Below are 26,603 nucleotides of genomic sequence, written 5' to 3'. Positions count from 1 at the left end.
TTATTCTTTTGCGTCTTTAGTAGAAGGTAACATGTCTAACTTAAACTTAGCTAATCCACTTTGAATATGCTCATAGGTACTATCCACACCAGCGACAATATCGCCTTGAAGCACTTTCAAACCTGACAATATGGCTTTGGCTTGTCCAAAGCCGTCATCTATCGCCTTAGATATCTTATCCATAAAGCTATTAAGCTGAGTCTCGAAATCATCTTCGGGGTTTTGTTGCTGATATAAGCCAAAAAAACCTGTGGCAAATTGTACTATTCGATCTGCTGTGGCTGTAGGCGAGTAATCAACTTCAACCTCCATTGATTTGGAGGGTTTATTTTCACCCAAGACTAAATCAAGCTCAGCATCTATGGCATCAATGGCACTGCGATATAACAATGCCAGTGATTGATCTCCGGAAGATAACGTCACTTTCTCCTGTGCCGCCAGAATTTGTCCATTCATTAATCGCTTAGTAATTTGGCTAACAGACATATTGGCTTGCTTAACCTCTGACCGCACACCCTGATTACTGACGTTATCAACAGCCTGTTTATCTTTCTCTGTATTTTTTGACAATGATGTAAACTGGGTCATATTTCTATTGGGTTTAATTTCCATGAAGCCTGCTCCATTTTTGAAATCTATATCTCTTTATCGACGAATAAAAATTAACCTAAAGTGATATTTTTAAAAATCACCCTTACACTCAACATTAGCATCAGATACTTTATTTAACGGCATAGATTAACGTTTCGATTACTGCATCGAATGAATATTGTTAAGCTTTAGACTATTCATTTAGTTGTTTTGACTAGTCATAAACTCGTTATTTCAGCTAGATTGATCTTATTCTTGATACTCAGTATAAGTTTCAACTGTAGTAGGTAATCTTCAACTATATTGATTAATCAATCTGTTGAGACAAATTTAACTCGCTTAATTTAAGGATAATACATGCAATTGCAACCGTGGATTTTATGGGGGATAGATCTGTTCGCAGGCCTGTTTCTAATGCTATTTTGGGCCGTTATCATTGGTGTAGTGTATATGTACATCGCTGATAAGCTTCAGACAAAACAAGCTATTAGGCATAATTATCCGGTTATTGGTCGATTTCGTTATTTATTTGAGAAACAAGGTGAGTTTTTTAGACAATACTTTTTTGCTAACGACCGCGAAGAGTTACCTTTTAATCGTGCTGAGCGCAGCTGGGTATATCGAGCAGCAAAAAACGTAGAGCGCACCATTGCTTTTGGCTCAACTCAGCCCTTAGACAAGCAGGGCAGTATTTTATTTCTCAACTCAGCATTTCCTATCAGTGATCACATTCATGTTGCACCAGCCACAGTAACGGTTGGCGAGCAATGTGATGTGCCCTATACCACAGACAAAATTTGCCACATTTCAGCCATGAGCTTTGGTGCATTATCAAGACCTGCAATAACCGCATTATCCCACGGTGCAGCAAAAGCAGGCTGCTGGTTAAATACTGGAGAAGGGGGATTAAGCCCACATCATCTTAAAGGTAATTGTGACTTAGTATTTCAAATTGGCACCGCAAAATATGGCGTACGTAATGCAGAAGGTCACCTTGATAACGAAAAATTGAAACAAGTAGCAGCTAACCCACAAGTTAAAATGTTTGAAATTAAACTCAGCCAAGGTGCTAAACCAGGTAAAGGCGGTATACTTCCAGGCCTAAAAGTCACTGAAGAAATAGCTAATATTAGGGGGATTCCCATTGGAGAGGACTCTATCAGCCCTAACGGTCATATTGAAATTACCTGTGTAGCAGATATTTTAGACATGGTTGCCCAAGTAAGAAATGCAACAGGAAAACCAACTGGTATCAAAGCGGTTATAGGCGATATCACCTGGATTGAAGATATGTGTGAAGAAATTGCTCTAAGGGGGTTTGAGCATGCACCAGACTTTTTCACCTTAGACAGCGCAGATGGTGGAACAGGTGCCGCGCCTCAAGCTCTAATGGACAATGTTGGCTTACCACTGCGAGAAAGCCTGCCAAGGTTAGTCGACTTACTTATTCAAAAAGGGCTACGTCAGCGGATAAAAATTATTGCGACTGGAAAGTTAGTCATGCCATCTTATGTTGCATGGGCACTCGCTACAGGTGCAGATTTTATCGCATCAGCCAGAGGTAACATGTTTGCGTTGGGCTGTATTCAATCACTACAATGCAATAAAGATACTTGTCCGACAGGTATCACCACCCACGATAAGCGATTACAGCGAGGACTCGACCCCAAAGATAAATCGACTCGTGTAGCCAACTACAATCATTTCTTACATTATGATTTAACAATGATAGCTCACTCCTGCGGTGTTAACGATGCGAGACAATTGACGCGAAAACATGCACACATTGTAATTTCTAGTGGTGTTTCCGTTTCTCTAGATAAACATTATAAGCATCTGATTAATTAAGCTATTCGAATACAGTCCCAAAGTATTACTTTAAAGCTTTTTGATTATCAGTTAGACTAGAAGGTGATGCATAGATCACATTACAGAGGTAAAGTGTAAGATGCATCACCTATAGTGACTAGCTGATAGCGACTACCAGATAGTGACTAAAAGTCGATAAAAATGCTTTAAAGGATACAATCTTGAATTTAAAGAACGTTCAAACTGCAATAAAAGGAAAAACAGCAAGTTACAGCTGTAAAAATTGCGATCGTCTAACTGAAATTGAAGGCGAGATGGTGTGTTTTGAACAAGGTAAAATTATTAGGCTTGTTCCATTAACAGAGCCCGATACCTTAATAAAACTGGTTTGTATTGGTTGGCAAAAAAAATAGCTCTATTGATAACTCCTAAGCACTATTGGTAACTACTAAATATTTCAGCACTCACTCTCCAACTAAAGCCTTAAGTCGAGCTTCTCTAAATACAAACCTATATCAGCAAATCCTTATTTTCAGATTGCTTAATAATTTTCTTGTCCATTTCATTAATAGACTGCTTCGCTAATGTTACCCCACGTGTTGTCACTCTTAATCCTGCACACAATTCATTATAAACACGGTTAATTTCATCATCTGATAATTCACGCGCTTTTAACATAGCAACAATAGCAAACCAATCTGTACTCACCTGATGTTGAGTACCTTCTAGGGCTGCGATTAAAAGAATATTCTGCATCAGCCACCTCCATATGTTATAAGCATTTTAACACTAGCATTTAAAAAAAAAGCACTTGAGACATGCTGTCAAACCATCCAAATCTAGTGTGCGGCTTTTTAATAAACAACCCATAATCCTGTTAAATAGTTGAGTTAATTATACTCAAACACTATTAATAAACACTAGTTATACCTTGTTTCTTGCAACAGGTTAACAATTCAACTTAACCTCACTCGAGTTATGAAATACGTTCAATTTGCTAAATCTAACACGTTTAACCTATTTCATAGCAAACTTGTTAATTGTTTTGAACACAAGGCAAATTATCACCTAAATAGCTGGTTTGCCGTAAGTTAATGCAACACAAAAACAAATATAAGCCAATGTTTAATAAGGTTTACATCACGGAAAGAGGTTGTTTAAGTTTGTTCATTCTGAATAGTCCATAAGTGTGCATACAAGCCTTTGTTATTGATCAATTCCGCGTGGGTGCCTGTTTCAACTATTTGCCCTTTGCTTAGTACGACTATCATATCAGCATCGATAATTGTTGATAAACGATGTGCTACCACTAGACTTGTATGTCCTTTAGCTGCATCACGTAGAGCGTTTAAAATGGCTTTCTCAGAGCGGCTATCCAAAGATGATGTTGCTTCATCGAATACTAAAAAGGGCGCAGATTTTAATACTGCGCGTGCGATAGAGACCCGTTGTTTTTCCCCACCAGATAACTTTAATCCACGCTCACCAACTTTGGTTTGCCATTGCTTAGGGAGCACATTAATAAACTCACTCAAATGAGCGAGTTCAGCGGCTTGCTCTATTTCAACTTGGGTTGCATTGGGTCTACCATAGCGAATATTTTCAAATAAAGAATCATTAAATAACACTGTATCTTGGGGAACAATCGCAATAGCGCGCCTTAATGCTTGTTGAGTCATATCGCGAATATCAACATCATTTATGGTAATACGGCCATTATTAACATCGTAAAAGCGGAACAGTAATTTAATCAAGGTCGATTTACCGGCTCCACTGTCACCAACCACAGCCACTTTTTTACCTAGAGGAACTTCAAAACTAACATTATTTAATATTTGCCTTTCATCATATTGAAAACTGACATTCTCAAACTTAATCTTACCGAGCTCTGGGGGTTGATCACTGGCGTGCTCCCTATCAACTACGGTAGGTTGTTTATCCAAAATATCAAACATACGTTCAATATTGGCCAGTGCACCTCTGATCTCTCTGTAAACAAAGCCTAAAAAATTAAGTGGAATAAATAGCTGCATCATAAAGGCATTAATCAGTACAAAATCACCAATTGTCATGGTTTTTTCAGTCACCTCGACAGCAGCAAGCCACATCATGGCTGTCATCGCAATCGCTATAATCGACGCCTGTCCAGCATTTAGGGCAAATAATGATAAACGGTTGTTTCGCTTTGCCACTTCCCATTCTGAAAGAGCAGAGTCATAACGCGCGGCCTCATGGGCTTCATTATTGAAATATTTAACTGTTTCATAATTCAATAAACTATCAATAGCACGGGTGTTAGATAAAGAATCTGCCCTAGCGGCTTCTCGTACAAATTCAGTACGCCACTCAGTCGCCATAACCGAATAGCCGATATAAGCCACTACAGAAACAAGTGTGATTAACGCAAAGCTAATCCCGTATTGATAGAAAAAAATACCAATCACTAAGGTGATTTCCAGCAAGGTCGGTACAATATTAAATACCATAAAACGCATTAAAAAGCTTACACCGCTTGTACCGCGTTCAATATCCCTGGATAAACCACCGGTTCTACGATCTAAATGAAAATCTAAATCTAATCGATGCAAATGTTCAAATACAGCCAAACCTAATCGCCGCATGGCTCTTTCTGTTACTCGGCCAAAAAGCGTGTCACGAATTTCACCGATCACCACGTTGAGGAATCTGATTGCACCATATGCGAGCACTAATACGATTGGAGCGGCGACAATGACATTTGCAGCTGAAGTATTACTATCAAGCGTATCGACTAACTCTTTTAAAATAAACGGTAAACCCACGCTGGCCAACTTCGCCACAACCAAGCAGGTCATAGCTAAAAAAATACGCCCCTTAAATTCTAATAAATAAGGCCAAAGCATACCTAATACTGTCCAATTAAGTTTCCCTACAGGTCCTTCAAAATAAGCGGATGGCCGCATAAATAGCTCCAATTAATCAAGGGCGATAAATATTGAGATAGAGACGATTTCCTCTGTGGGCATGGTAACACCGCACTCACAGCAATGATGTTAACAAATGCAAAATTCGTCATATAAGAATAATCTGCATAATTTAAAATATTCAGAAACAATCTCAAACGAAAGCAGCATGACACTATTAAATCGATTAAAGCAGTACTTTTAACCTACTAAATTAAATTAAAGCACTCCAAAAATACTAGTTAATTGAAAATAAATTGCCTTTTAGCGGTTTTTGACTCGAATAAGAGTTATTTCTAAGATCAGAATTTGTTACTCTTTAACCGTACTAGGTTACCCAAAAGAATTAGCACTATAAGCTAATGGCGTAATCGTTAATTGAATAAGATTGGTAGGAAGCTTTATGCTAGACAGTGAGAATATAAAATACCCTCCACTACAGTTAATTCAAACATGGGTTTGGATGATGATAGAGTCAAATAACCCTGAATTACAAGACAAAGGGCGTAACAATCTCATTTTAGCATTTGGAACACTTGCCAAAGCAAATGAGTATTTAACACAAAGCATTAAAAAATAAGGCGCGTAAGGCGCCATATTTATTAAGCCTTAAATTAAATCTCTTTTTAGCCTCTTCGTTTTATTACGCTGTTGCTAAGCGTGGCTAAAAGCGCTTCGGTATCTTGCCAACCTATACATGCGTCGGTGACACTTTGGCCGTAACATGCAACTTTGCCATCAACGATATCCTGGCGTCCTTCAACTAGATGGCTTTCAACCATCACACCAAAAATACCATGATTACCTGCAGCAATCTGAGCTGCTACATCTTCAGCAACTAGCATCTGACGTTTATAATCCTTAGCACTATTGGCATGGCTAAAGTCGATCATAATATTGTCAGCTAATTGAGACGAGATAAGTTGTGATTGGATTTTACTGACATCTTCTGCACTGTAGTTAGGCTTTTTACCTCCGCGTAAAATGATATGACAATCAGGATTTCCTTTGGTAGATACAATAGCAGAATGACCAAACTTGGTAACAGATAGAAAATGATGCGGGGCATTAGCTGCTCCAATCGCATCTATGGCCACTTTTATGGTGCCATCAGTACCATTTTTAAAACCGACTGGGCATGACAATCCTGATGCCAGCTCACGGTGAACTTGAGATTCTGTGGTACGTGCGCCAATAGCGCCCCAACACATCATATCAGCCACATATTGCGGGGTAATCATATCTAAATATTCACCAGCTGTGGGAATACCAAGATCATTTAAGTCAACCAGCAGTTTACGTGCAGTGCGCAGTCCATCATTTAATTTAAAGCTGTTATCCATAAAAGGATCATTAATGAGCCCTTTCCAACCAACGGTTGTCCGTGGTTTTTCAAAATACACTCGCATGACCACTTCAAGCTCATCGGCATATTTTTCACGCATAATAGCTAAACGTTGACCGTATTCAAGTGCAGCTTTAGTGTCATGAATTGAACAGGGCCCTATCACCACGAGTAAGCGGTCATCTTTTCTAGCCAAGATATTATGAATACTATTGCGCGCAGTAAATACCGTTTCAGATGCATTTTCAGATGCCGGAAATCGCTCTAAAATGGCTATAGGGGGAAGTAACTCTTTGACTTCATTGATGCGCACATCATCATTTTGATAATACATATAATACAACTCCGGCTTGCAGGCTAAATTTCAATCGTTTTGCAAAAAATTGTCCCAAATGAATGGTATTTACATAAACATGACATTAAAATTTACCCACTATCCATCAACAAATCAATAAACTATTCAAATATAAACATATTGTTTTTATACCATTGTTTATATTAAAGATATAATTTACTTCATCTCATTTTTAGATTTGTTAATCTCATCAAAAAATAACACCATAAAATATCTTCTGCAGGATCATAATGAGCTTGTTATACTCCAGTCACATCTGAATAATAGTTACTCAATAAACTTTACAGGTAACGATGCAGTTTTATAAGGTGAAATAATTTGAGATTACTAAGTCGCGCCCTTAAACCGCACAGTAAACTAAGCCATTTGGGATCATTAATCTGTCTGTGTACTCTCATGCAAATTTCTCCCACACTTTGCTCAACTGAATTGACCTATACTGGTGAAGACCTTACTGATGTTAGCTTGGCTGGTGTCGATGCAGCTGAACCTATATCAAACAATATGCCAATAACTTTTACAACCAGTAGCAGTATTGAACCTTACTTTTTTGTCGATCAAAAAGGCGGGCTACAATATCACTTATTAGCTTCAGCATTACAGATGAGCCACCTTAAGTTAGGGAGTATTACTTACGCAACTAACTTACGGGCATTGAGATTAGTAAAAACGAAACAAGTCGATTGTATTATTAATGCACCAGCTACTGATGATGGCTTATTTCTGACTCAAAGTTTAATCGAATACCAAAATAGCCTGTTTTATTTAACCAAGAACAAACTCAAAATCGACACCATTAGCGATCTCAAAAAATACTCTTTGATCAGTTTCCAAAATGCCAGTCAATATTTGGGGGATGAATTTATCGAAGTATCAAAACAACACCAAGATTATACTGAAATTGCTAGTCAACAAAGTCAGGTGCTAATGTTATTTGGCGAGCATACGCAAATGGTTATTTTAGAGCAGCGTATTTTTGATTATTACCGTCGTAAAGTTCAACACAAAATCAAACACCCTTACGAAGTCACTCAGGTAATCCTGTTCGACTCTGCACCTCGCTATATTGCTTGTCATGATCAACAAACTGCCATTTTAGTTGATGAGGCAATATCCCTACTAAAACAGAGTAATCTGTACCAGCGAATATTACTTGATGCAGAGCAAGGTAAATATAACACTCAGTATGTTGAACACTAACATCCGGGTCTAAAGCGGCTCAATACAACTTGAGCACGACTTTTTATGCTCAAGTTATATTCTTACCAACTTTTCATTGCCTGCAGCTTATTTTGATATCGACGTTTATCATCGATATCCCCCGTTAATGCCAATGCTTTTTGCATATTCTTTTGCGCTAAACCTCGCTCACCCGTTGCCCAATAGGTCTTTGATAGACCGAAGTAGAACTCATGCCGATAATCTGCCTTTTCGAGTGCTCTTTTATACCACACCACCGCCTCTTGGTAATGCTGCTCAAAATAGGCTTGCTGCGCCATATCATAATAATAAAATGGGTTGTTGATTCTCTGTAACTCCAAAATTTTATGTACAGCCGCCCATTCATCTAACCTATCTTGCTCACCCAGAATCAAGGCTAAATTAAATAAAGTCGTCATGTCTTGATTATCGACCGACAACGCAGCTTGATATGCTTGTTCAGCTTTTTTATCGTCGCCCTTATGTCGATATATCACTGCGAGTGTATTGATACTGGCTACAAACTTAGGATCCAATCTAATCGCTTGTTTAATCAAGGCATAAGCTAAGTCATACTGTTGCTCCACCAATGCTTCTGCGGCAATATTGTTGTAATACATTGCGGTCAAGGTTTGCTTATTGACTCGTTTTTGACCAAAACCACGCACAGCCCTTTCAGGTAGAAAATCAACTAATATCTTGCTGTCACGAAATGAAACAGTATTAGCATCAGTAGTGGCGACTAAGAATAAATTAACATGGCCATTTACAAGATAAAATCCACCTCGTCTATCCCAAACAGGCTCAACATCAATATCTTGAAATTCTACAGGTATATTAAACACATCCGCTAATGCGGCTGATAATACTACCAGCGACATACAGTTGCCCTGCCGATTAATGGCCGTTTCACTGGCAGGGCGTGTGTAATGGTCTCGGTATTCAAAGCCGCCATTTTGCGCTCCAATATATTGGGCCAGCCACTGGTGAATAGGCATTTTTCGATGTTGAGTGGCATTGTCTCTTGAATAAACTTGCTTTATTTGGGCGACATAAGAAGAAGGTAAGCTATAAATTTGCTCAGGTGAGATGATCTCAGTTGTGGTAAATAGCTCGTCATGAAATAGTGATTCCAAATCAATGGGCTCTACTGAAACAGACGTGGACTGACAGCCAGACAGTGGCAAAAAAAGTGCAAACATTACCAATATAGGTAACACTCTTTGCTTAAGTTGATGTAAGCCAGTAATAGGATTGACGTACTTTTGAAAGGTAATAGACCACATAACCCAACCCTCTTAATCGAAATACGAATAAGGTAAGTTTAGTCAAGTAAACCCTTTTCAGCCAAAAAGACGTGAATTTAACAACGGGCATCCACCAGTTCAACTCAGATTAACAGAGTACTATTTAGGTTGTGCTGGATGCTTAGGCGGATCTATTTTAATAAATAACTCTTTATTTTGATAGTCATACGGACGATAAGCAAAGCCATTACAGCTAAAATATCGATACGGCAAAGCAAATGGAATACAGCCCACTGGCAGGGCCTGTAAAATTTCAATTTGCTGCTGCATTCTGAGCGCCTCTTGCCATTCGAACTCTTTAGCAATTTGATCGCGAACGGCAAAAGCATCAAATTGTTCAGATGACTTTCTTACTACAACTTGCCCTGCGCTAAGTGAATAACTGACCATAGAACTTATCGCGATTACCGTAAAAGTCATAAAGTGATTGAAGGTATTCATAGGCCGTCTCAAATGATGTCATAAACAATAAATCTAGCACATAAAAAAACAGAGCCCTAAAGGACTCTGCTTAAATATTACGACACTTGTAAAATTAGCTACCGTTTTTTACGCTAACAAACTCAGGATAAGCGTCAATACCACAGTCAGATGCATCCATACCGACATACTCTTCCTCTTCACTAACACGAATACCCATAGTCACCTTGAGAACAAACCAAACTAAAAGTGACGCTGAGAATACCCAGCCAAAGATAACTGCTGCACCGAATAACTGCGACCCAAAGCTTGCATCAGCATTTGATAATGGCACTAGCATTAGTCCTAATAAACCTGCTACTCCATGAACTGAGATTGCGCCCACTGGATCGTCAATTTTGATACGGTCAAAACCAATAATTGAGAAAATAACCACACCACCAGCAACTAAGCCAATGACACCAGCCATAACAAGTGAAGGCGATAATGGATCTGCCGTAATTGCCACAAGACCTGCTAAAGCACCGTTTAATATCATAGTTAAATCAGCTTTACCCCACACCACTTTACACACAATCAAGGCGGCTATAGCACCGAATGCGGCGGCGGAGTTAGTGTTGACGAAAACCTTAGCCACGGCTGACGCATTTTCAGCATCAGACACCAATAACTGTGAACCACCGTTAAAGCCAAACCAACCCATCCACAGAATAAACATCCCTAAGGTTGCCATTGGTAAATTAGAGCCTGGAATTGGATTAACCTGGCCGTTAGCACCGTATTTGCCTTTACGAGCACCCAGTAATAATACACCAGCAACAGCCGCTGCTGCACCCGCCATGTGTACTATGCCACTGCCCGCAAAATCAACAAAACCAGCTTCTGATAAAAATCCACCGCCCCAAGTCCAATAGCCTTCAACAGGATAAATAATCGTCGTCATAAACACTGAAAATGCCAGGAAAGCCCATAACTTCATGCGTTCTGCAACTGCACCCGATACAATCGACATCGCGGTAGCAACAAATACAACTTGAAAGAAAAAGTCAGACTCTAATGCGTGGTCAGCATCAGCAGCTTGCGAACCAATTAATGCTCCAAATGAAGGAATAATACCGCCTTCAGCGTTGTCGACATACATGATGTTATATCCAACAAGCAGGTAGGTTACACAAGCGATAGCATATAGACATACGTTTTTAGTTAAAATTTCAGTGGTATTTTTTGAACGTACTAAGCCAGCTTCCAACATGGCAAACCCTGCAGCCATCCACATCACTAATGCACCAGAGATCAAAAAATAGAAAGTATCTAATGCAAAGCGTAACTCGCTAACAGTTAGTCCTAATTTTGCTAATTCTTCCATTATCATTGCCCCTTATAATGCTTCGTTATCAACTTCACCGGTACGAATACGCACGGCTTGTTCTAAATTAGTTACAAAAATCTTACCGTCACCAATTTTGCCGGTATGCGCTGCAGTGGTAATAGCCTCAATTAACATATCTAGGTTTTCTTCTTTAGTGGCTATTTCTAATTTTACTTTAGGTAAAAAATCAACTTGATATTCAGCACCACGATAAAGCTCAGTGTGACCTTTTTGACGACCAAAACCTTTCACCTCAGTAACTGTCATACCCTCAATGCCCATACCAGCTATTGCTTCACGGACATCATCCAATTTAAATGGTTTGATGATTGCGCTGACGAGTTTCATCCCGACCTCCAAAAATTAATAAAATATGAATTTGTTATATATTTGTTGATAAAACAGATTCAATCATCAGGCCAGTTTTTTAAGTTAATGTTTTAAATAGAAATAGAGTAAATTTTCAATAAAAATAGCGACAATTTAGCACCATAATGGTGCACTAAAAACTAGGCCGCTTGATATTGGTGCAGCTCTACGATGAAATGAGCGAAGAAAAGATTAGTGTTAGCCAAGTGATAAACCGCATAAAAAAAAGCCCTCTTTCGAGGGCTTTACTAAAGCATTTAGCTAATTCAAGTTAACTCTTCAAAGTTGCCTTGAGTAAACTTACAACTTACTTATAAGTCGCTTCGCGTTTTTTTGCTTCTTCTTGCCATTTAGGCACTAGATTTTTCTTGAATGCTTCTTTTTCTGCATTCATTGTTTTCATGTCCATGCCTAATGCTGCTTGCGCTTTTGCTTTAGTCGACGTGTCAGGATAAGCAATGGGTTGCTTAACACCTTTAGCCGCCAATAGGTGAGCAAGCTTAATACGTGCATTAGCCGCTTTATCAACCGCGGTGCCTAAAATACGTAACGCTTCATCAGCTGCGTGAGCCGCAACACCATGTGATGCAGTTGCATAGTCCCAACGCCACTGTGAATGACGGATATCCATAAGGATAGGCTTCATTTCAGCTTCAGTTGCACCCGCATCCCAAGCCGCTTTTGCTTCAAAGTGAGCTTTAACTAATTGTGCTTCAGCACTGGCTTTAAGTTCACCTACTTTTTGCTTGCGTTCATTAGTTAAATTAACCATGAACTCTTTGCTTTGGCTATGGCAGGTAGCACAGGTTTCATCAAAACGATCGAACGGATTACCCACTTTGTGATCGGTAAACTTACCTTTACCATTTGCTTTAGCCACTTTAGGCATATGACAATCTGTACAGGTTACGTTGTTTTTTCCGTGCACACCTGCTTTCCAAGTTTCATAACCTGGATGCTGTGCTTTAAGCATAGGAGTTCGAGATACAGCATGGGTCCAATCAGAGAACTCCATATTGTCGTAGTAAACTTCCATTTGCTCAACAGTAGTTCCCATATCCCACGGGAACTTCACAAAACCAGGTTTATCAGCGGTTTTCTCGAAGTAGTACTCTACATGGCACTGCGCACAAACCATAGATTGCTTATCTTTACGTGACGCTTTATCAAAAGGTGTGCCAATTGCACCTAATGCACGATCGACATATGGACGAGAGATGCGTAATTTAGGCGATCCTTTTTCATGACAGTCACTACAACCGATTGTGTTAACAATTTCAGGTCCGCCTTTAGCCCATTTGCCCGTAAAATAGCCATCTTCGCCTTGCTCTTCGATTACACGGGGAACATCTGGACTTTTACAACTCCAACATGCCATCGGCATTGGGCCGTCTTCAGCATTTTTAGGGGCGCCAGTACGTAATGTGTTAGTGACGTCAGTAACCGCATAATGGTGACCACGTGGTGCATTATAATCTTTTGCGAAACCGTAACCTGCCCATAAAACCACTAAGCTAGGTACCTCTTCCAGCATATCAACAATTTCTTTACTTTCGCTGGTATCATGCCAAGACTCATACTGAGCAGAATACTTATCTTTATATACTTCACTGCGGGGTTCAGTCTTATCACTTGCTATTGCACCAGCAGCTAAAAAGCTGGTCGCAATGACTGCACTTAATACAGTATTTGTTATGTTCATCTTCATCACCTTCACTCCGTGTTACTTTATAATTAATTTATAACCACGATCTTTCCAAGGTCAAAATTAGCTATTTAAGCCTTAATTAAGAATACCCCTTTCGGGGTATAGAGATAGAAGTATGCGCCAGATCAATATGTGAACGTGTTGTATCTCACATTTTTTCAATTCTGTTAATGTATTAAAGCGCTAGCTAATGTAGAACTCTCTTTTCACCTGTGTTTCAGTGGTGTTTTAAGTAGATAAACATGTCACACTAATTCAGCTGAAAAACGTCATAAAATGGATCGAAAATGTTAAAACGCGGTAGTTTAACCTCTACGATACTGGGAGTAATGTTAGTGCTAATCTTACTTTCTTCAAGTTTAGCTGTGTACTCAATTATTAATTTATCATTCAGCATTGGTGATGCCCGAGCAATCAATGCCTCAGGTTCATTACGTATGCAAAGTTATCGACTATTGCTATCTGCCAACACAGAAAATGACCAAGTCAACGCCAAAATTGAAGAGTTTGAAAACACTCTCAACTCAAATGAACTGCAAAATTCCCTCGCATGGTACAGCCCAAAAACCTTATCAAAACAGTACTTACTAGTGATAGATAAATGGCAGTTAATGAGAACCTATGCAGAAACTGGTGAAACCAAGCTTTATAGTGAAGCGTTAACCGATTTTGTTGATACCGTCGATACTCTGGTATTAGAAATCGAACGTTTTTCCGCCGATAAATTGAGGTTACTGGTCCTGAGTCAAGTTATTGGGTTGACATTAATGTTAATCGTTGCCGCTATTGCCGTTATGTTTACCCGCAGGCGAGTGGTAAAACCGCTGCAATTATTAATGGATAGTGCAATTACTATTTCACAAGGTAATTTCGATGTCGATATGCCTAAAACGGATTACATAGAGCTAACGGCATTAAGTAATGCACTGAAAAAAACGGCCTCAGAATTATCAAATTTATATCAAGATCTTGAACAACAGGTATCTGATAAGACCTTAGCGCTAACACGTGCCAACAATGAACTCTATTTCTTATATGATAACTTGATTATGTTGCATTCAGACCGGCTTGACTACAAAGCACTAAAGTCAGCGTTAGATCAACTTCAAACATATGAAAAATTAGACTTTTTAAGATTAGTCATTGAACATGAAGACCAATCTCAAGACGTTATTGAGGCCAGTAAAGGTTGGCCTTCGACACCTCAAAATAGCGTGTGTTTTCCGCTACAATTAGAGCAAACCCGCCAGGGCTATTTAGAAGTCATTTCCACACATAAGCTCAATACACCCTTATTTATTAATTTTGCGGTGATGTTAGCACGATCAATTACCATCCATAATGCGACTGAGCAAAGGCAACAACTCGCGCTAATGGAAGAGCGCGCTGTTATTGCCCGTGAGTTACATGATTCTTTAGGGCAGTTATTGTCATTTTTAAAAATCCAGGTCAGCTTGTTACGTAAAAAATTACCTGATAATTGCCGTAATGAAGCAGTAGAGCTTCAAATAACTGAAATTAACGATGGCGTCAGCTTTGCCTATGCCCAACTGCGAGAATTATTATCGACTTTTCGCTTAACCATTAAAGAGCCTAATTTAAACCACGCCTTAGAAGTGATGCTTGATCAGCTAAGGCCCCAAACAGATATTCAGTTGAGTTTACAATATGCATTGTCAGCGCATTTACTTGAAGCAAAACAACATATTCATATTTTACATTTAACCCGTGAGGCCACGTTAAATGCAATTAAACACGCCAAAGCAAAACATATCGTGATAGATTGTCACTTAACATCATCAGCAATAATTAACATCACTATTTCAGATGACGGCATGGGTGTGTCACATTTAAAAGAGCGTGATCAACACTTTGGCATTGGTATAATGCATGAGCGTGCCAGCAAATTAAATGGCCAACTGTCCTTTAGTGCTAACACTACTGGCGGCACCACAGTAACACTTAGTTTTCCACCACAGCAGGAGCCTTTAAATGGGTAAGCCATATTCAGTACTCGTTGTCGACGATCACCCCTTACTTCGTCGTGGTATTTGCCAACTCATTACCTCTGATGGAGATTTTACTCTATTCGGTGAAGTCGGTACCGGCTTAGATGCGTTAACTGCATTAAGCGCTAATGAGCCGGACATTATATTGCTAGACTTAAACATGAAGGGCATGTCGGGTTTAGATACCTTAAATGCCATGCGTCAGGAAGGGGTAACCGCTCGCATTGTAATTCTAACGGTGTCAGATGCGAAACAAGATGTTATTCGTCTACTTCGTGCTGGTGCTGATGGATATTTATTAAAAGACACTGAGCCAGAGTTACTGTTAGAGCAGCTTAAAAAGGCCATGTCAGGCCACCGCGTGATCAGCGCTGAAGTTGAGGCCTATCTATACGAATTGAAGACCGCACCGGATGATAATGGATGGATTGAAAGCCTTACCCCACGAGAACTGCAAATTTTACAGGAATTGGCCGAAGGCAAAAGTAATAGAGTGATTTCAGAAGATTTACATATCAGCGAAGGCACTGTAAAAGTGCATGTTAAAAACTTATTGCGCAAAGCAAATGCTAAATCACGTACAGAGATGGCGGTAAGGTACCTAAACCAATAAGCTACTGTAATACTTTGATTTATGATTAATTCACGATAACTAAAATCAATACAAAGGCGATGGCTGATGCTTCTGTACAATCTAATGCTTTATCCGTTGAAAAGGCGCGCTTGAAAAGCGCGCTTAAATAACATTTCTATCTGCAGCAAACACCAATTAAATCTGAAAAATTTATTCTTGAATAAATACCAACCAGCTTTTAAGCGCTTTTTCAAAGTCTTCTAGGCCACAATACCCCTCTGATTCAGCATTATACAATGCCATACCGTCCTCAAGATTATGCTCTTCGTCAAAATCAATCGCGTTAACAAAAATACGGACCTGCTCAATGTCGGCATCAAGGGTTAAATCATTACCAATGTCCCGCCATTGGGTGTTAACCCCAGCGATTAATTGGGCAATGTGAGTCAGCACTTGCTGAGCACGTGTCACATCAGCGCCTAACTCTTCGGCAAACCAGCGACCAAACACTTCATGATCCATGCTGAAGCTGGCAAATACAGTGTCATCTAGACGATTACGTCGAAATTCGAATTCCATTTTATACTCTTAATTATGCTCAGGCTTTTAATAATTATTGGCCATAACTCAATTTGCTATAACCTATTTTAAACCATAAATGATATTTTGCTGTAAATGACAGTACGATACCTATTGGGCGCTGCCAGTATATATCGTAAAGTAGCCCTAATTCATCAGAATTGATTTTCAAATACAATTCGTTAAGGAAATGCCTTATGCACAAAGGATTTATTTATCGTTTACTGCTAACTGGCCCAAATGCAGGTCAAACGCTATCAGAAGAGCAGTTAGCCAGTTGGAAGCCCGAAGATGGTTTGCTTTGGGTGCATTTAAAATATAAATCAACCGATGCCCGTCATTGGTTGAACAATCAAAACTTAGAAAAAGCCGAAAGAGATACCTTACTGGCGTCCGACACTCGCCCTAGGGTAGTTCATTCAGCTAATGGTATTTTATTAACATTACGTGGAGTGAACCTCAACCCTAACTCAGATCCTGAGGACATGGTTTCAATACGTATTTATATTGAAGAACATCGGATTATTTCTACTTGTGAGCGCCAATTACAATCAATTACAGAAGTGGCTGACAGTATTCAGTTAGCCAAAGGGCCTGTTGATAGTGCCGGGTTTATTTTATCAGTTGTCGATCACCTTACGCTGCGCCAAGTGGGTTACATTAACAAACTTGAAGAACTGATGGATGAATTAGAAGAGCGAGTTGTCACAGACACCAATAAATCATTACGCATAGATATTGCTGAGTTACGCCGTCAAACCGTAGTGTTAAGAAGATACCTTGCACCACAACGTGAAGCATTAGGAAAAATCCTGCATGAAAACAGCCTACTACTTGACCAGCAAGATAAAATTCGTTTGCGGGAAACTCAGGATAACCTGATAAGAGTGATAGAAGACTTAGATGCCATACGCGATCGTGCCAGCTTCACTCAAGAGGAGCTTCAATCACGACAAGCCGAGCAGCTCAATCAACGTTTGTATTTCTTATCACTTATTTCTGCGATCTTTTTACCACTGGGGTTTTTAACCGGTTTACTCGGGGTGAATATCGGCGGCATTCCAGGAGCAGAATCAAGTTGGGCATTTGCCGCATTTTGTGGTGGATTAATAGCCTTAATCGCGATGCAAATGTACTTGTTTTATCGCCTAAAATGGATTTAATACGCTATCTCAATCATGAAATACTGCGTAAATATACCTATTTAAAATACATAAAAAATGGGCGCTAATTAGCGCCCATTTTTGATATTAATTATTAACGATTAGCTAATAAGTTATTTTGCAGCCGCTTCAGCAGGTGCCTTTTCAATTGAAATTAATTCAACTTCAAACACTAATGTCGAGTTAGCTGGAATAGTACCAGTATCACGATCGCCATAAGCTAATTCAGCTGGAATAACAAACTTGTATTTTGCACCAACAGACATTAACTGAACGCCTTCGGTCCAACCTGGAATTACGCGGTTAAGCGGGAATTTTGCAGGCTCGCCACGAGTGTATGAGCTATCAAACTCAGTACCGTCGGTTAATGTGCCACGATAATGCACTTCTACTGTATCTTCAGCAGCAGGCTTATCGCCTTCACCTGCAGTTAATACTTCATACTGTAATCCAGATTCTGTCGTTACAACGCCTTCTTTAGCTTTGTTGTCACTTAGAAACTTCTGGCCTTCTTCAATCGCTTTAGCCGCTAAGGTTTCAGCTTGCTCTAAACGCTTGTCATTTAATTTTTTGTCTAGACCTTGTAAAACCGTTTGCATTTCTTCTTCGGTCAAGTCGGTAGTATCAACTAAACCATCGCTGAAACCTTGGATGATCAAAGTACGATCAACAGCAAAGCCAAGCTCTTCTTGTTCTTTGATATGGCCAGACATGTACTTACCGATAGATGCACCTACACTGTAAGCTTCTTTTTGAGCTTCAGTTGTAAGCTCAACTTTTTTCGCTACAGCTTCTTCCTGGTTACATGCAGTTAGACCTACAACGGCTAATGCAACTAACGATAATTTATAAATTGATTTCATTAAAGCTTCCTCAGCATCCTTAAGTGGTTACAATAAGCACATCATTGTCTGTAATGAGACAATTAGGCTAATGTTAGTGAGCCACTTTATACTAACTATTTCTGATATACCATTGGGTTGAGTCCTTATGGACAAATTTTTAAGGAGCAAGTTCATGTTACGCGTTTTACTGCTGATTTTTTGCTCTATTTCACTCATTGCTTGCCAACCTAAGGCAGATAATACCGTGGTACTCACTTCAGATGCGAGTTACCACGCCACCTTATCAAAAGATGGTCAATATGCATTAATTAGTACCGCCAATAATGGCGTACAGTTCTGGTCTCTCGCTGATAAAGCAATCAAGTATCAATGGGTACATGGTGCGAGTAATAGCAGCAATGTATTTGACACTGCCATTTCAACTAACAATGCCTACGCCGCCACCTTATCCAGTGACTCTGTAGCAATATGGAATATCGATAATGGCCACTCTGTCGGCTGGTGGACATTACCTGCTTACGCTCAAAGTGTCGCTATTGCTAACAATGGTCATGCGTTAATCGGTTTGGCTGATGGCTCTGTCATGTCGCTTCAACCTGATAATCAGGGATTAATCCAGTTTTTAGGGCATCAGGAAAAAGTGAATAGCGTGTCTATTTCTGATGATGGATTAGTTGCCTTAAGTGGTGGCAATGATGGACAAATCCTTTTATGGCAAGCACAAACAGGCCAGCCTTTACAGCAATGGCAATTAGATTCAAGAATTACTAAAGTTTTACTCAGTGGTGATGGCACCCTAAGCTTTGCCGGTGATATCACTGGCAATGCAGCAATTTGGCAATCAAACTCAGGCAAAAAAATCAGTGCACTGTTAATTGAACGTCGCCAAATGAATGTGTCTAGCGCACGCTTTGTTAACCAAAATACTCAGCTGCTAACCGGTACTCCGTCTAAAGAAATATTTTTATGGCAAGTCAACTCTGGTGAACGCCAGCAAAGATGGCAAGTTGAGGTGACTAAAAACAGCCAAAATAGAGGCGCTGTAGTATACTCTGTCACCCAGCCCAGTACTGGCAAAGTGATGAGTGTTAGCAGCCAAGGTTTATTAGAAGCCTGGGATTTATAAATGTTATTGTCGAGGTTTGAATGGAACAGTTGTTAACCAAAATTGATGATTTAGAAACTAAGATGGCGTTTCAAGAAATTACTTTGGAAGAATTGAATCAAGAAGTGATTAAGTTAAATGATATTGTGTCGCGCCAGCAACATCAAATTATGCTAATGGTTAATAAATTACATGCGATTGAACCCAGTAATATGGCCAGTCACGCAGATGAAACACCACCGCCGCATTACTAATGCGGTTAATTAGCTGGAACGCTAAATCTAATACTGACTCACATTAACGAATATTATCTGCAAAGGATGTTTATGCCTGATGCTATTTTGTTGCCAATAGCTGTTACGGGGGAAAATATTTTAACCTTAACAGCTGAAAAAGTGACCCTATTTGATCAGTCTATTCAATTATTAGCCGCCAATATGCTGGCAACCATGACGGCTGCAAACGGAGTAGGCATTGCCGCACCACAGGTTTTTAGCACTGTGGCGATGTTTATTATGGCCTCCAGGCCTAATGAACGTTATCCCACCGCGCCAACTATGACCCCTATTGTGGTAATTAACCCGACTATATTGGCCGCCTCTGAGTTAATGGAATCTGCCGATGAAGGTTGTCTATCTATACCAGGGCAGCGAATTAATATTTGGCGTCATGCGGATATTAAAGTGCAATATCAACAACTAAATGGTAATTTGGTGACTCAAAATTTAACTGGGTTTATTGCGCGCATTTTTCAGCATGAATTTGACCATCTTCAAGGCATTACCTTGCTTGAGCGAAGCCTAATGAGCGAACAAACTAAGCAAAATGCGTATATTTAAATCTACGTTAGCGTTTAAAATTTTCAATGGGTCACTTAACAGTAAGGATAATGAATGAAACTGAATGCTTTCTTGATACCACGTTCAACCATTATCAGTATCTTGATGTGTTTGACTCTATCAGGCTGTGCGTTCAACAGTATATTCATTAATTATCCATCACAAATAATCCCTTACAAACAACAAATCAACAGCCCTAGCCCATCACTTGACCTTGATGATATTGCTAATGAAATCGACTCTAATGACGGCTTACTATATGCACAGGAATCTGGACGTTTAGCGCAAATCAATGGCAGTTTTGAACAAAGTAAACACTATTACCAACAAGCGATGGAAGCTTATAAAGCCTTTGATGATAAAGCTAAAATCAGCGTCACTGACATGGGCTCCAAAGCCAGTAGTTTATTATTAAACGATAATGCTATTCCCTATCGCGGCCCTGGCTATGAGCGGATTATGCTGCACCAGTACCAAGCCTTAAACTACCTGTTTTCAGGTGATTCACAGGGCGCAATGGTAGAATTAAGACGCAGTAATGAATTGCAAAGCAGTGAGCAAGCTCGCTACCAAAAGTCACAAAAATCAGTCCAGGCGATGGCAAACGGCACAATAGACGCTGAAGTAAACAAGTTAGGCCAATCAGCCGGAACAGTAACCAGCTCATTTTTAAATGCATACAGTTATTACACCACAGGTTTGCTTTACGAATTACTCGGTGAGTCCAACGACGCCTATATTGATTACCGTAAAGCCGCTCAAATATCACCTAATAATAAATACTTACAACAGGATTTAGTTAGGCTGGCTAAGCAACTTTCGATGCCACAATATGACGACTTTTCACGGCGTTGGGGCGATGCAGTTTTAGCCACCCCAAAACAAGGCCAAGTGGTGTTTTTAATTGAGCGTGGTTTTGTGCCTGAAAAGCAAAGTCTGACAGTCCCCTTTACCATCGATGGTAACTGGCAAACCGTGTCACTGGCGACATATCAACCTGCGATGAATAATAGCGCGCCGGTCTCTATTCAGGGGCTTGGCAGCGCCCTTAAAGCTGAAACCATAGCCAATATCGACGCGCTGGCAATTAATGCGTTAAAAGAAGACTTGCCAGCAGCATTGGTGAGACAGGCGTTAAGGGTTTATGCTAAAGCTGAAATGGCACAAAGCGTACGCAGTGAAAGTAAGCGCCGTAACGACCAAATTGATGCTGGCGTGATTGCAATGCAAATTTTTAATGTTATTACAGAACAAGCTGATCGCAGAAGCTGGTTAACCCTACCTAATCACGCGCAAATTGCTCGGCAATATGTTGACCCAGGCGAATATGAAATTAGCCTAGATAATACACAAAAGACTAAAATTGAGATTAAATCAGATAAAACTACATTAATTTGGGTTATAGATACTGGTAATCGTACCCGTTTTTATTCGATAATCCTGTAATTGCACCACCAACTTATGGAATTGATTATGAAACCAATGAAACTAATATTTGTTCTTGCCGCAGTGTTGGGGCTAGCCGCTTGTCAATCCAAAGTGGAATATGGCGACGCTACAGAAGTCGAAACCGTTAACGAAAACTTCGGCTCTACTGATTTACAAGCTATTGCGGCTAAAATGGTTGATAGCATGATGACCTTCCCACCGGTTGTGGTGATGACTCAAAATAACCGTCCAATTATTTTTGTCGACAAAATTAAAAACAAAACCTCTGAACATATCGATACTGAGTCAGTTACCGACACCATCAGTAACAAGTTACTTCGCTCTGGTAAGTTTCGTTTTATTGACATGACCAAGGTAGATGCCGTTCGCAAACAGCTCGATTATCAAAACAATGCGGGTATGGTTGACCCAACTACAGCGATTAAGTTTGGTCGCCAAATTGGTGCGCAATTTATGCTTTATGGCAACTTATCTAGCATAGTTAAGCAAGATGGCAGCACCAAAGATGTGTACTACAAAATGACCATGCGTTTAATGGACTTGGAAACAGGTTTAATTGAATGGTCTGATGAAAAAGAAATTCGTAAAACTAAGTCTAAGTCTTTCTTAGGTATGTAAAATTTAATTTATATATTATTAAAGCCGACATTCATGTCGGCTTTCTTATATCTGCAACAACTTTTGCTGTGCAACGTTAGGAAAACCATTAAGTGAAATTGCGACACGCCTTTATAGTAAAACTACTCGGTATTTGTGTATCAGCCACGGCAATAACCGGCTGTATGAATACATCGTCAACAACCGCCAGTCTTCGGGACGGCACGCCTTTTATTAGTGAGTATCAAGCCAGTGAACGCGCTCGGGTGATCAGCAATGTTGACTATCAGCTGACCTTTTTCCTAAGTGAACAAAGTCAATTTCGCGCCATATCCACTGTTAATTTCGAATTAAATGGCACAGCAAAAAACCTGACCTTAGATTTAAACCAAGCGAATATCATCTCTATGATAGTTAATGGTTCAAAAATCTACCCTAAATACAATGGCAGCTATATCACTTTAAGCCCGTCGCTGCTGCAATCAGGACAAAATACTATTGCCATTGAGTTTACTCGCGAACACAGCACTAATGGTGAGGGGTTACATCGCTTTGTTGACCCGGTAGATGGCAAAGTCTATTTGTACTCGCATTTTGAACCGGCTGCAGCCCAGCAGATGTTCGCCGTATTTGACCAACCCGATTTAAAAGCCAGTTTCCAGCTTAACGTTCATGCCCCTAAAGATTGGCAAGTGATAAGTGCAATGCGCGAAAGCAGCATTAGCGCACAAGGTAATGATAATGTATGGGTATTTCCCGCATCACCTAAGTTAAGCCCATATAACTTTTCACTACATGCTGGCCCATATCATGTATGGCAAGATGATACAGGCCCATACCCGATGCGATTATTCTCTCGTCAGTCGGTCACTGAGCAAGTCACTCCACAAGACTGGTTTACCTATACCAAACAAGGGTTATACTTTTTTGATCGTTATTTCGGCATCCCTTACCCGTTCAAAAAGTACGACCAAGTCCTAGTGCCTGACTTTTTATATGGCGCCATGGAAAATGCCGCTGCGATAACCTTTTCAGAAGATAGATTCTTATTTAACGCTAAAATGACCGCCTCGCAAAAAGAGCGCCTCGCAGGCGTTATCATGCATGAAATGGCACACCAATGGTTTGGTGATTTAGTCACCATGAAATGGTGGAATGGATTATGGTTAAATGAAAGTTTTGCGGCCTTTATGGGCACACTTGCCACAGCTGAAGCGACTGAATTTACCCACGCTTGGCGCACCTTTTATGCATCAGGCAAGCAACGTGCTTATGAGTTAGATTCACTGGTTACCACCCACCCGATTGAAGTGCCTGTTGCCACAACTCAAAATGCCTTTGATAATATCGATGCGATTACCTACCAAAAAGGCGCATCAACGTTAAATCAATTAAGTCATTTACTCGGTAAAGAAACCTTCCGCCAAGGGGTTAAGCAGTACCTTACCGAATTCAGTTATCAAAATGCCCAACTAGATGACTTTATCGGTAGCTTAGCTAAAGCCAGTAACCGTGATCTAAGTCAGTGGACTCAAGAATGGTTATACAAAGCAGGCGTTAACAGTATTAAAGCTGAATACACCTGTGCCAACGGCATGATTAGCGACTTCCAACTGGTTCAGCGCGCCGTAAGCGATGAGTTTCCAACATTACGCGAACAAAAAGTTAAAATTGGCTTATTTTATCAACGCCAACATGGCGTTGAAGAACATCAAACCGCTGTAGTCACCTACAAAGGTGCACGCACTGACGTCAGCGAATTAGTAGGCGCATATTGTCCTGATTTAGTCTATCCAAACCTAGATGACTGGGGCTTTGTAAAAGTTGATTTAGACCAACGCTCGATGAATACTGCCAAACAAGCACTCAATAAAGTGCACGATCCTCTATTGCGTTCAATGTTATGGCAAAGCATGTGGGACAGTGTTTTAGATGGTCAGGCCCCGTTAAATGATTTCATTAATGTAGCATTAATTAATGCGCCACTTGAGCAAGATTATACCATTTTAGGTCAAGTGATCAGTAACTTACTGCGCGCCAAAGAAATGCTCGATTTAATGGCTCCCGCCAATAAACAGTATGCGGATAAAGTCAGCCGAGCACTCAGTCAGATGAGCTTACGCATGACAATGGAGCATCATAAAAATAGTGACTTCCAACGTCGTTGGTTCTCCGCATACGTTAGCTTATCAACCCAGTCAGATCCGTTAAAGCACTTACAGCAACTGTTAACCGGTACCACTAAAGTAAAAGGATTGGTGTTAGATCAAGATTTACGTTGGGATATCATTAGACAACTTAATCGCTTTGATTACGGTAACGCCTATGCATTACTCCAACGTGAAAAAATGACCGACACATCTGATTCAGGTGAAAAGGCCGCCCTTGCTGCTGAGGTTATTCGCCCTCAAGCACACCTTAAGCGCCAATGGTTAAATACCATTGAACATAGCCAAGCCATGCCGTTTTCTAAACTGCGGGTAGCCATGTTTAACTTGTATCCTGCCGAGCAAAACCTACTCAGTGCCGCCACAGCAGAGCAGCGATTAGCCAACTTAATTGAGTTAGATAAAAAAGGCCCGGTATTTATGCGCAGTTATACTCAGGCGTTAATTCCACGTGCCTGCTCAATTGATAACATTACTATGATAGATCAAGTGCTTAATACTGAAACAGGCTTATCAAAACTGACCCGCCGCGCCTTATTAGAGACCCGTCAAAATGAGTATCGTTGCATCAATATTAAGCAATTAGTCAAACCTCAGTAACCCAAGTTTGATAATAACAAAGCTTATCAATGAAAATGGCCAGCAATTTTGCTGGCCATTTTCATATTGTACTAAGCCACTAACGTAAGCTAAAGGTCATCATTACTGGCGCATGATCTGTACTGTCGCTGTCGCGTTCATAATCCGGTCGCACTAAATGACGATCAAATGTTTGGTATTGCTCAATGTGGGCTAAATTTTTCAATTGTTTAGGATCAAACTCACTCGACACCAAAATATAATCTAAAACTGAGCCTTCACTGCCGTAATAGTGAGTTGCTGGGCGTGATATCGGCAGCTGAATATCAGTATCTTTTACTGATTCAAATTCATCTAACGCTAAGCTAGTATTTGATTTAGTCGTCGCTTTAAATAATTCATAACTGTCGTAAATTCGAAATTGATTCAGCTCAGCAAGTAATTGTTGCTCGCTCAAACCGGCAAGTTTTTTATCGTCAATATCATTACGATACACGCGTAAATTTTGATGAAATGCGGCAAGTAAATCACTGTGTAATTTATCGTTAAAATCCCCCATCAACACAAAAGGAGTGTGTTTTTGATGTTTGCGGATCAACATCTGATGGCACAGAAATGTCGCTTCATTACCACGCTGAATACTTGACGCCCAACGCCCTAACACTTGTCTTGATATAAAATCGGCGGCGCCCGAAGCACCGCTATCAGCTAGGTCATCCTTATCAAAGCCACTTCGCTTAGATTTTAAATGGATCACATAACAATCACAGGGGCCAAACTGCGGCAACTCTACCGTGGCACGCAATGGCAAGCGGCTAAAATTAAATTGTGACAGGCCTAATGCCTGACAAGCTGCCTGATCAGCCTCAACATTGGCCATCTCAGTAATTGGATAACGTGATGCTAATGCCACTACCGGATGACGATAAACATAGTCACTTTGCACTTCTGGCTCATCTAATACTGCAAAGTAGTCATAGCCTAATTGCTGGCATAAAGCTTTTAAAGCATCGGGGCTAAAAACCTCTTGAAAACCAATAATGTCTGGTTGGTTTTGTTGAATAAAATCACTGATCCAGGCGCATTTTTTACGCCATTGCTCAGTGGAGTAAATATTTTCAAAATCATAGTAGGCATTAGGTGGCGCAATAAAGTTAAATAGATTTATCGATGCGACACTATATTGAATTAAGGCAGCAGGGGAAGATAACAAATTAGTTGAGTTCTTTAGTTCCATAATGACAAACATCATAGGCGTAAACCCTGAATGTCTCAATAACT

25 protein-coding genes are annotated in these 26,603 nt (G+C 40.1%); 13 read left to right on the top strand and 12 right to left on the bottom strand.

All coding sequences use genetic code 11. The features are described 5' to 3' along the window. Nucleotides 1–612: a DUF5610 domain-containing protein gene (locus ACRWQN_RS05640; protein WP_434940063.1), complete on the bottom strand. Its 612-nt coding sequence runs from the start codon at nt 610–612 to the stop codon at nt 1–3. Between the two features lie 336 nt (nt 613–948). On the opposite strand from ACRWQN_RS05640, the gene ACRWQN_RS05635 reads away from it, so the two are divergent. Both ACRWQN_RS05635 and ACRWQN_RS05630 read left to right on the top strand, forming a co-directional pair. Next, complete coding sequence (locus ACRWQN_RS05635) at nt 949–2,439, top strand: FMN-binding glutamate synthase family protein (RefSeq protein ID WP_434940062.1); 1,491 nt, start codon at nt 949–951, stop codon at nt 2,437–2,439. A gap of 182 nt (nt 2,440–2,621) precedes the next feature. Continuing rightward, nucleotides 2,622–2,813, top strand: coding sequence for a hypothetical protein (locus ACRWQN_RS05630; protein ID WP_434928378.1), 192 nt, complete (start codon nt 2,622–2,624; stop codon nt 2,811–2,813). A 97-nt stretch (nt 2,814–2,910) separates the two neighbouring features. Here ACRWQN_RS05630 and ACRWQN_RS05625 read toward each other — a convergent pair whose 3' ends face one another. Together ACRWQN_RS05625 and ACRWQN_RS05620 are read right to left on the bottom strand one after the other, a co-directional pair. Next, the gene (locus ACRWQN_RS05625) at nt 2,911–3,156 is read right to left on the bottom strand and encodes a hypothetical protein (RefSeq protein ID WP_226410952.1); all 246 of its coding nucleotides are present in this window, start codon (nt 3,154–3,156) and stop codon (nt 2,911–2,913) included. A 401-nt stretch (nt 3,157–3,557) separates the two neighbouring features. Next, nucleotides 3,558–5,342, bottom strand: coding sequence for an ABCB family ABC transporter ATP-binding protein/permease (locus ACRWQN_RS05620; protein ID WP_434928377.1), 1,785 nt, complete (start codon nt 5,340–5,342; stop codon nt 3,558–3,560). 403 nt (nt 5,343–5,745) lie between these two features. On the opposite strand from ACRWQN_RS05620, the gene ACRWQN_RS05615 reads away from it, so the two are divergent. After that, nucleotides 5,746–5,922, top strand: coding sequence for a hypothetical protein (locus ACRWQN_RS05615; protein ID WP_434928376.1), 177 nt, complete (start codon nt 5,746–5,748; stop codon nt 5,920–5,922). A gap of 46 nt (nt 5,923–5,968) precedes the next feature. Here ACRWQN_RS05615 and aroG read toward each other — a convergent pair whose 3' ends face one another. Beyond that, nucleotides 5,969–7,021: a 3-deoxy-7-phosphoheptulonate synthase AroG gene (aroG, locus tag ACRWQN_RS05610; RefSeq protein WP_434940061.1), complete on the bottom strand. Its 1,053-nt coding sequence runs from the start codon at nt 7,019–7,021 to the stop codon at nt 5,969–5,971. A gap of 417 nt (nt 7,022–7,438) precedes the next feature. Here aroG and ACRWQN_RS05605 point away from each other — a divergent pair, with 417 nt between their 5' ends. Beyond that, nucleotides 7,439–8,242, top strand: coding sequence for a substrate-binding periplasmic protein (locus ACRWQN_RS05605; RefSeq protein WP_434940060.1), 804 nt, complete (start codon nt 7,439–7,441; stop codon nt 8,240–8,242). A 62-nt stretch (nt 8,243–8,304) separates the two neighbouring features. On the opposite strand, the gene ACRWQN_RS05600 is transcribed toward ACRWQN_RS05605, so the two are convergent. From ACRWQN_RS05600 to nrfA, 5 genes are all read right to left on the bottom strand, one after another. Continuing rightward, nucleotides 8,305–9,444, bottom strand: a complete 1,140-nt coding sequence (locus ACRWQN_RS05600) for a tetratricopeptide repeat protein (protein WP_434940600.1) — start codon at nt 9,442–9,444, stop codon at nt 8,305–8,307. A 204-nt stretch (nt 9,445–9,648) separates the two neighbouring features. Next, complete coding sequence (locus ACRWQN_RS05595; RefSeq protein WP_434940599.1) at nt 9,649–9,969, bottom strand: hypothetical protein; 321 nt, start codon at nt 9,967–9,969, stop codon at nt 9,649–9,651. 115 nt (nt 9,970–10,084) lie between these two features. After that, nucleotides 10,085–11,335, bottom strand: a complete 1,251-nt coding sequence (locus tag ACRWQN_RS05590; RefSeq protein ID WP_434940059.1) for an ammonium transporter — start codon at nt 11,333–11,335, stop codon at nt 10,085–10,087. 12 nt (nt 11,336–11,347) lie between these two features. Beyond that, on the bottom strand, nt 11,348–11,686 hold the full coding sequence (locus ACRWQN_RS05585; RefSeq protein ID WP_226410960.1) for a P-II family nitrogen regulator: 339 nt from the start codon (nt 11,684–11,686) through the stop codon (nt 11,348–11,350). 328 nt (nt 11,687–12,014) lie between these two features. Continuing rightward, on the bottom strand, nt 12,015–13,409 hold the full coding sequence (gene nrfA / locus ACRWQN_RS05580) for an ammonia-forming nitrite reductase cytochrome c552 subunit (protein WP_434940058.1): 1,395 nt from the start codon (nt 13,407–13,409) through the stop codon (nt 12,015–12,017). A 293-nt stretch (nt 13,410–13,702) separates the two neighbouring features. Here nrfA and narQ point away from each other — a divergent pair, with 293 nt between their 5' ends. Next, nucleotides 13,703–15,415: a nitrate/nitrite two-component system sensor histidine kinase NarQ gene (gene narQ, locus ACRWQN_RS05575; RefSeq protein ID WP_434928369.1), complete on the top strand. Its 1,713-nt coding sequence runs from the start codon at nt 13,703–13,705 to the stop codon at nt 15,413–15,415. Then, the gene (locus ACRWQN_RS05570; protein WP_226410963.1) at nt 15,408–16,037 is read left to right on the top strand and encodes a response regulator; all 630 of its coding nucleotides are present in this window, start codon (nt 15,408–15,410) and stop codon (nt 16,035–16,037) included. The genes narQ and ACRWQN_RS05570 overlap by 8 nt, the downstream gene beginning before the upstream one ends. A 171-nt stretch (nt 16,038–16,208) precedes the next feature. Here ACRWQN_RS05570 and ACRWQN_RS05565 read toward each other — a convergent pair whose 3' ends face one another. Next, nucleotides 16,209–16,577 carry a YacL family protein gene (locus ACRWQN_RS05565; protein ID WP_434930425.1) on the bottom strand — a complete coding sequence of 123 codons (369 nt, stop codon included), beginning with the start codon at nt 16,575–16,577 and terminating at the stop codon, nt 16,209–16,211. Between the two features lie 197 nt (nt 16,578–16,774). On the opposite strand from ACRWQN_RS05565, the gene ACRWQN_RS05560 reads away from it, so the two are divergent. Beyond that, nucleotides 16,775–17,740 (top strand): zinc transporter ZntB, encoded by a 966-nt coding sequence (locus ACRWQN_RS05560; protein ID WP_434928367.1) that lies wholly within the window; start codon nt 16,775–16,777, stop codon nt 17,738–17,740. Nucleotides 17,741–17,853: 113 nt separating this feature from the next. Here ACRWQN_RS05560 and fkpA read toward each other — a convergent pair whose 3' ends face one another. Then, complete coding sequence (fkpA, locus tag ACRWQN_RS05555; protein ID WP_434928366.1) at nt 17,854–18,603, bottom strand: FKBP-type peptidyl-prolyl cis-trans isomerase; 750 nt, start codon at nt 18,601–18,603, stop codon at nt 17,854–17,856. Nucleotides 18,604–18,757: 154 nt separating this feature from the next. Between fkpA and ACRWQN_RS05550 the strand changes: the two genes are divergently transcribed. The 6 genes from ACRWQN_RS05550 (at nt 18,758) to pepN (ending at nt 25,343) form a co-directional block, all read left to right on the top strand. Then, a complete protein-coding gene (locus tag ACRWQN_RS05550; protein WP_434940056.1) occupies nt 18,758–19,711 on the top strand; it encodes a WD40 repeat domain-containing protein in 954 nt (317 codons plus the stop codon). Between the two features lie 20 nt (nt 19,712–19,731). Then, nucleotides 19,732–19,944, top strand: coding sequence for a SlyX family protein (locus ACRWQN_RS05545; protein ID WP_226410968.1), 213 nt, complete (start codon nt 19,732–19,734; stop codon nt 19,942–19,944). A 72-nt stretch (nt 19,945–20,016) separates the two neighbouring features. Then, nucleotides 20,017–20,529, top strand: coding sequence for a peptide deformylase (def, locus tag ACRWQN_RS05540; protein WP_434940054.1), 513 nt, complete (start codon nt 20,017–20,019; stop codon nt 20,527–20,529). Nucleotides 20,530–20,583: 54 nt separating this feature from the next. After that, a complete protein-coding gene (locus ACRWQN_RS05535) occupies nt 20,584–21,975 on the top strand; it encodes a COG3014 family protein (RefSeq protein ID WP_434940053.1) in 1,392 nt (463 codons plus the stop codon). A gap of 27 nt (nt 21,976–22,002) precedes the next feature. Further along, nucleotides 22,003–22,596 (top strand): penicillin-binding protein activator LpoB, encoded by a 594-nt coding sequence (gene lpoB, locus ACRWQN_RS05530; RefSeq protein WP_226410971.1) that lies wholly within the window; start codon nt 22,003–22,005, stop codon nt 22,594–22,596. A 164-nt stretch (nt 22,597–22,760) separates the two neighbouring features. After that, nucleotides 22,761–25,343 carry an aminopeptidase N gene (pepN, locus tag ACRWQN_RS05525; protein WP_434940598.1) on the top strand — a complete coding sequence of 861 codons (2,583 nt, stop codon included), beginning with the start codon at nt 22,761–22,763 and terminating at the stop codon, nt 25,341–25,343. A gap of 79 nt (nt 25,344–25,422) precedes the next feature. Here pepN and ACRWQN_RS05520 read toward each other — a convergent pair whose 3' ends face one another. Beyond that, on the bottom strand, nt 25,423–26,574 hold the full coding sequence (locus ACRWQN_RS05520) for an endonuclease/exonuclease/phosphatase family protein (protein ID WP_434940052.1): 1,152 nt from the start codon (nt 26,572–26,574) through the stop codon (nt 25,423–25,425). Nucleotides 26,575–26,603 lie beyond the last annotated feature (29 nt).

This window comes from Shewanella sp. HL-SH8 (genome assembly GCF_051165765.1).
GTDB classification, from domain to species: domain Bacteria; phylum Pseudomonadota; class Gammaproteobacteria; order Enterobacterales; family Shewanellaceae; genus Shewanella; species Shewanella glacialimarina.
The sequence above is the reverse complement of the archived record's forward strand: the minus strand, read 5'-3'. Positions and strand labels throughout refer to the sequence as shown.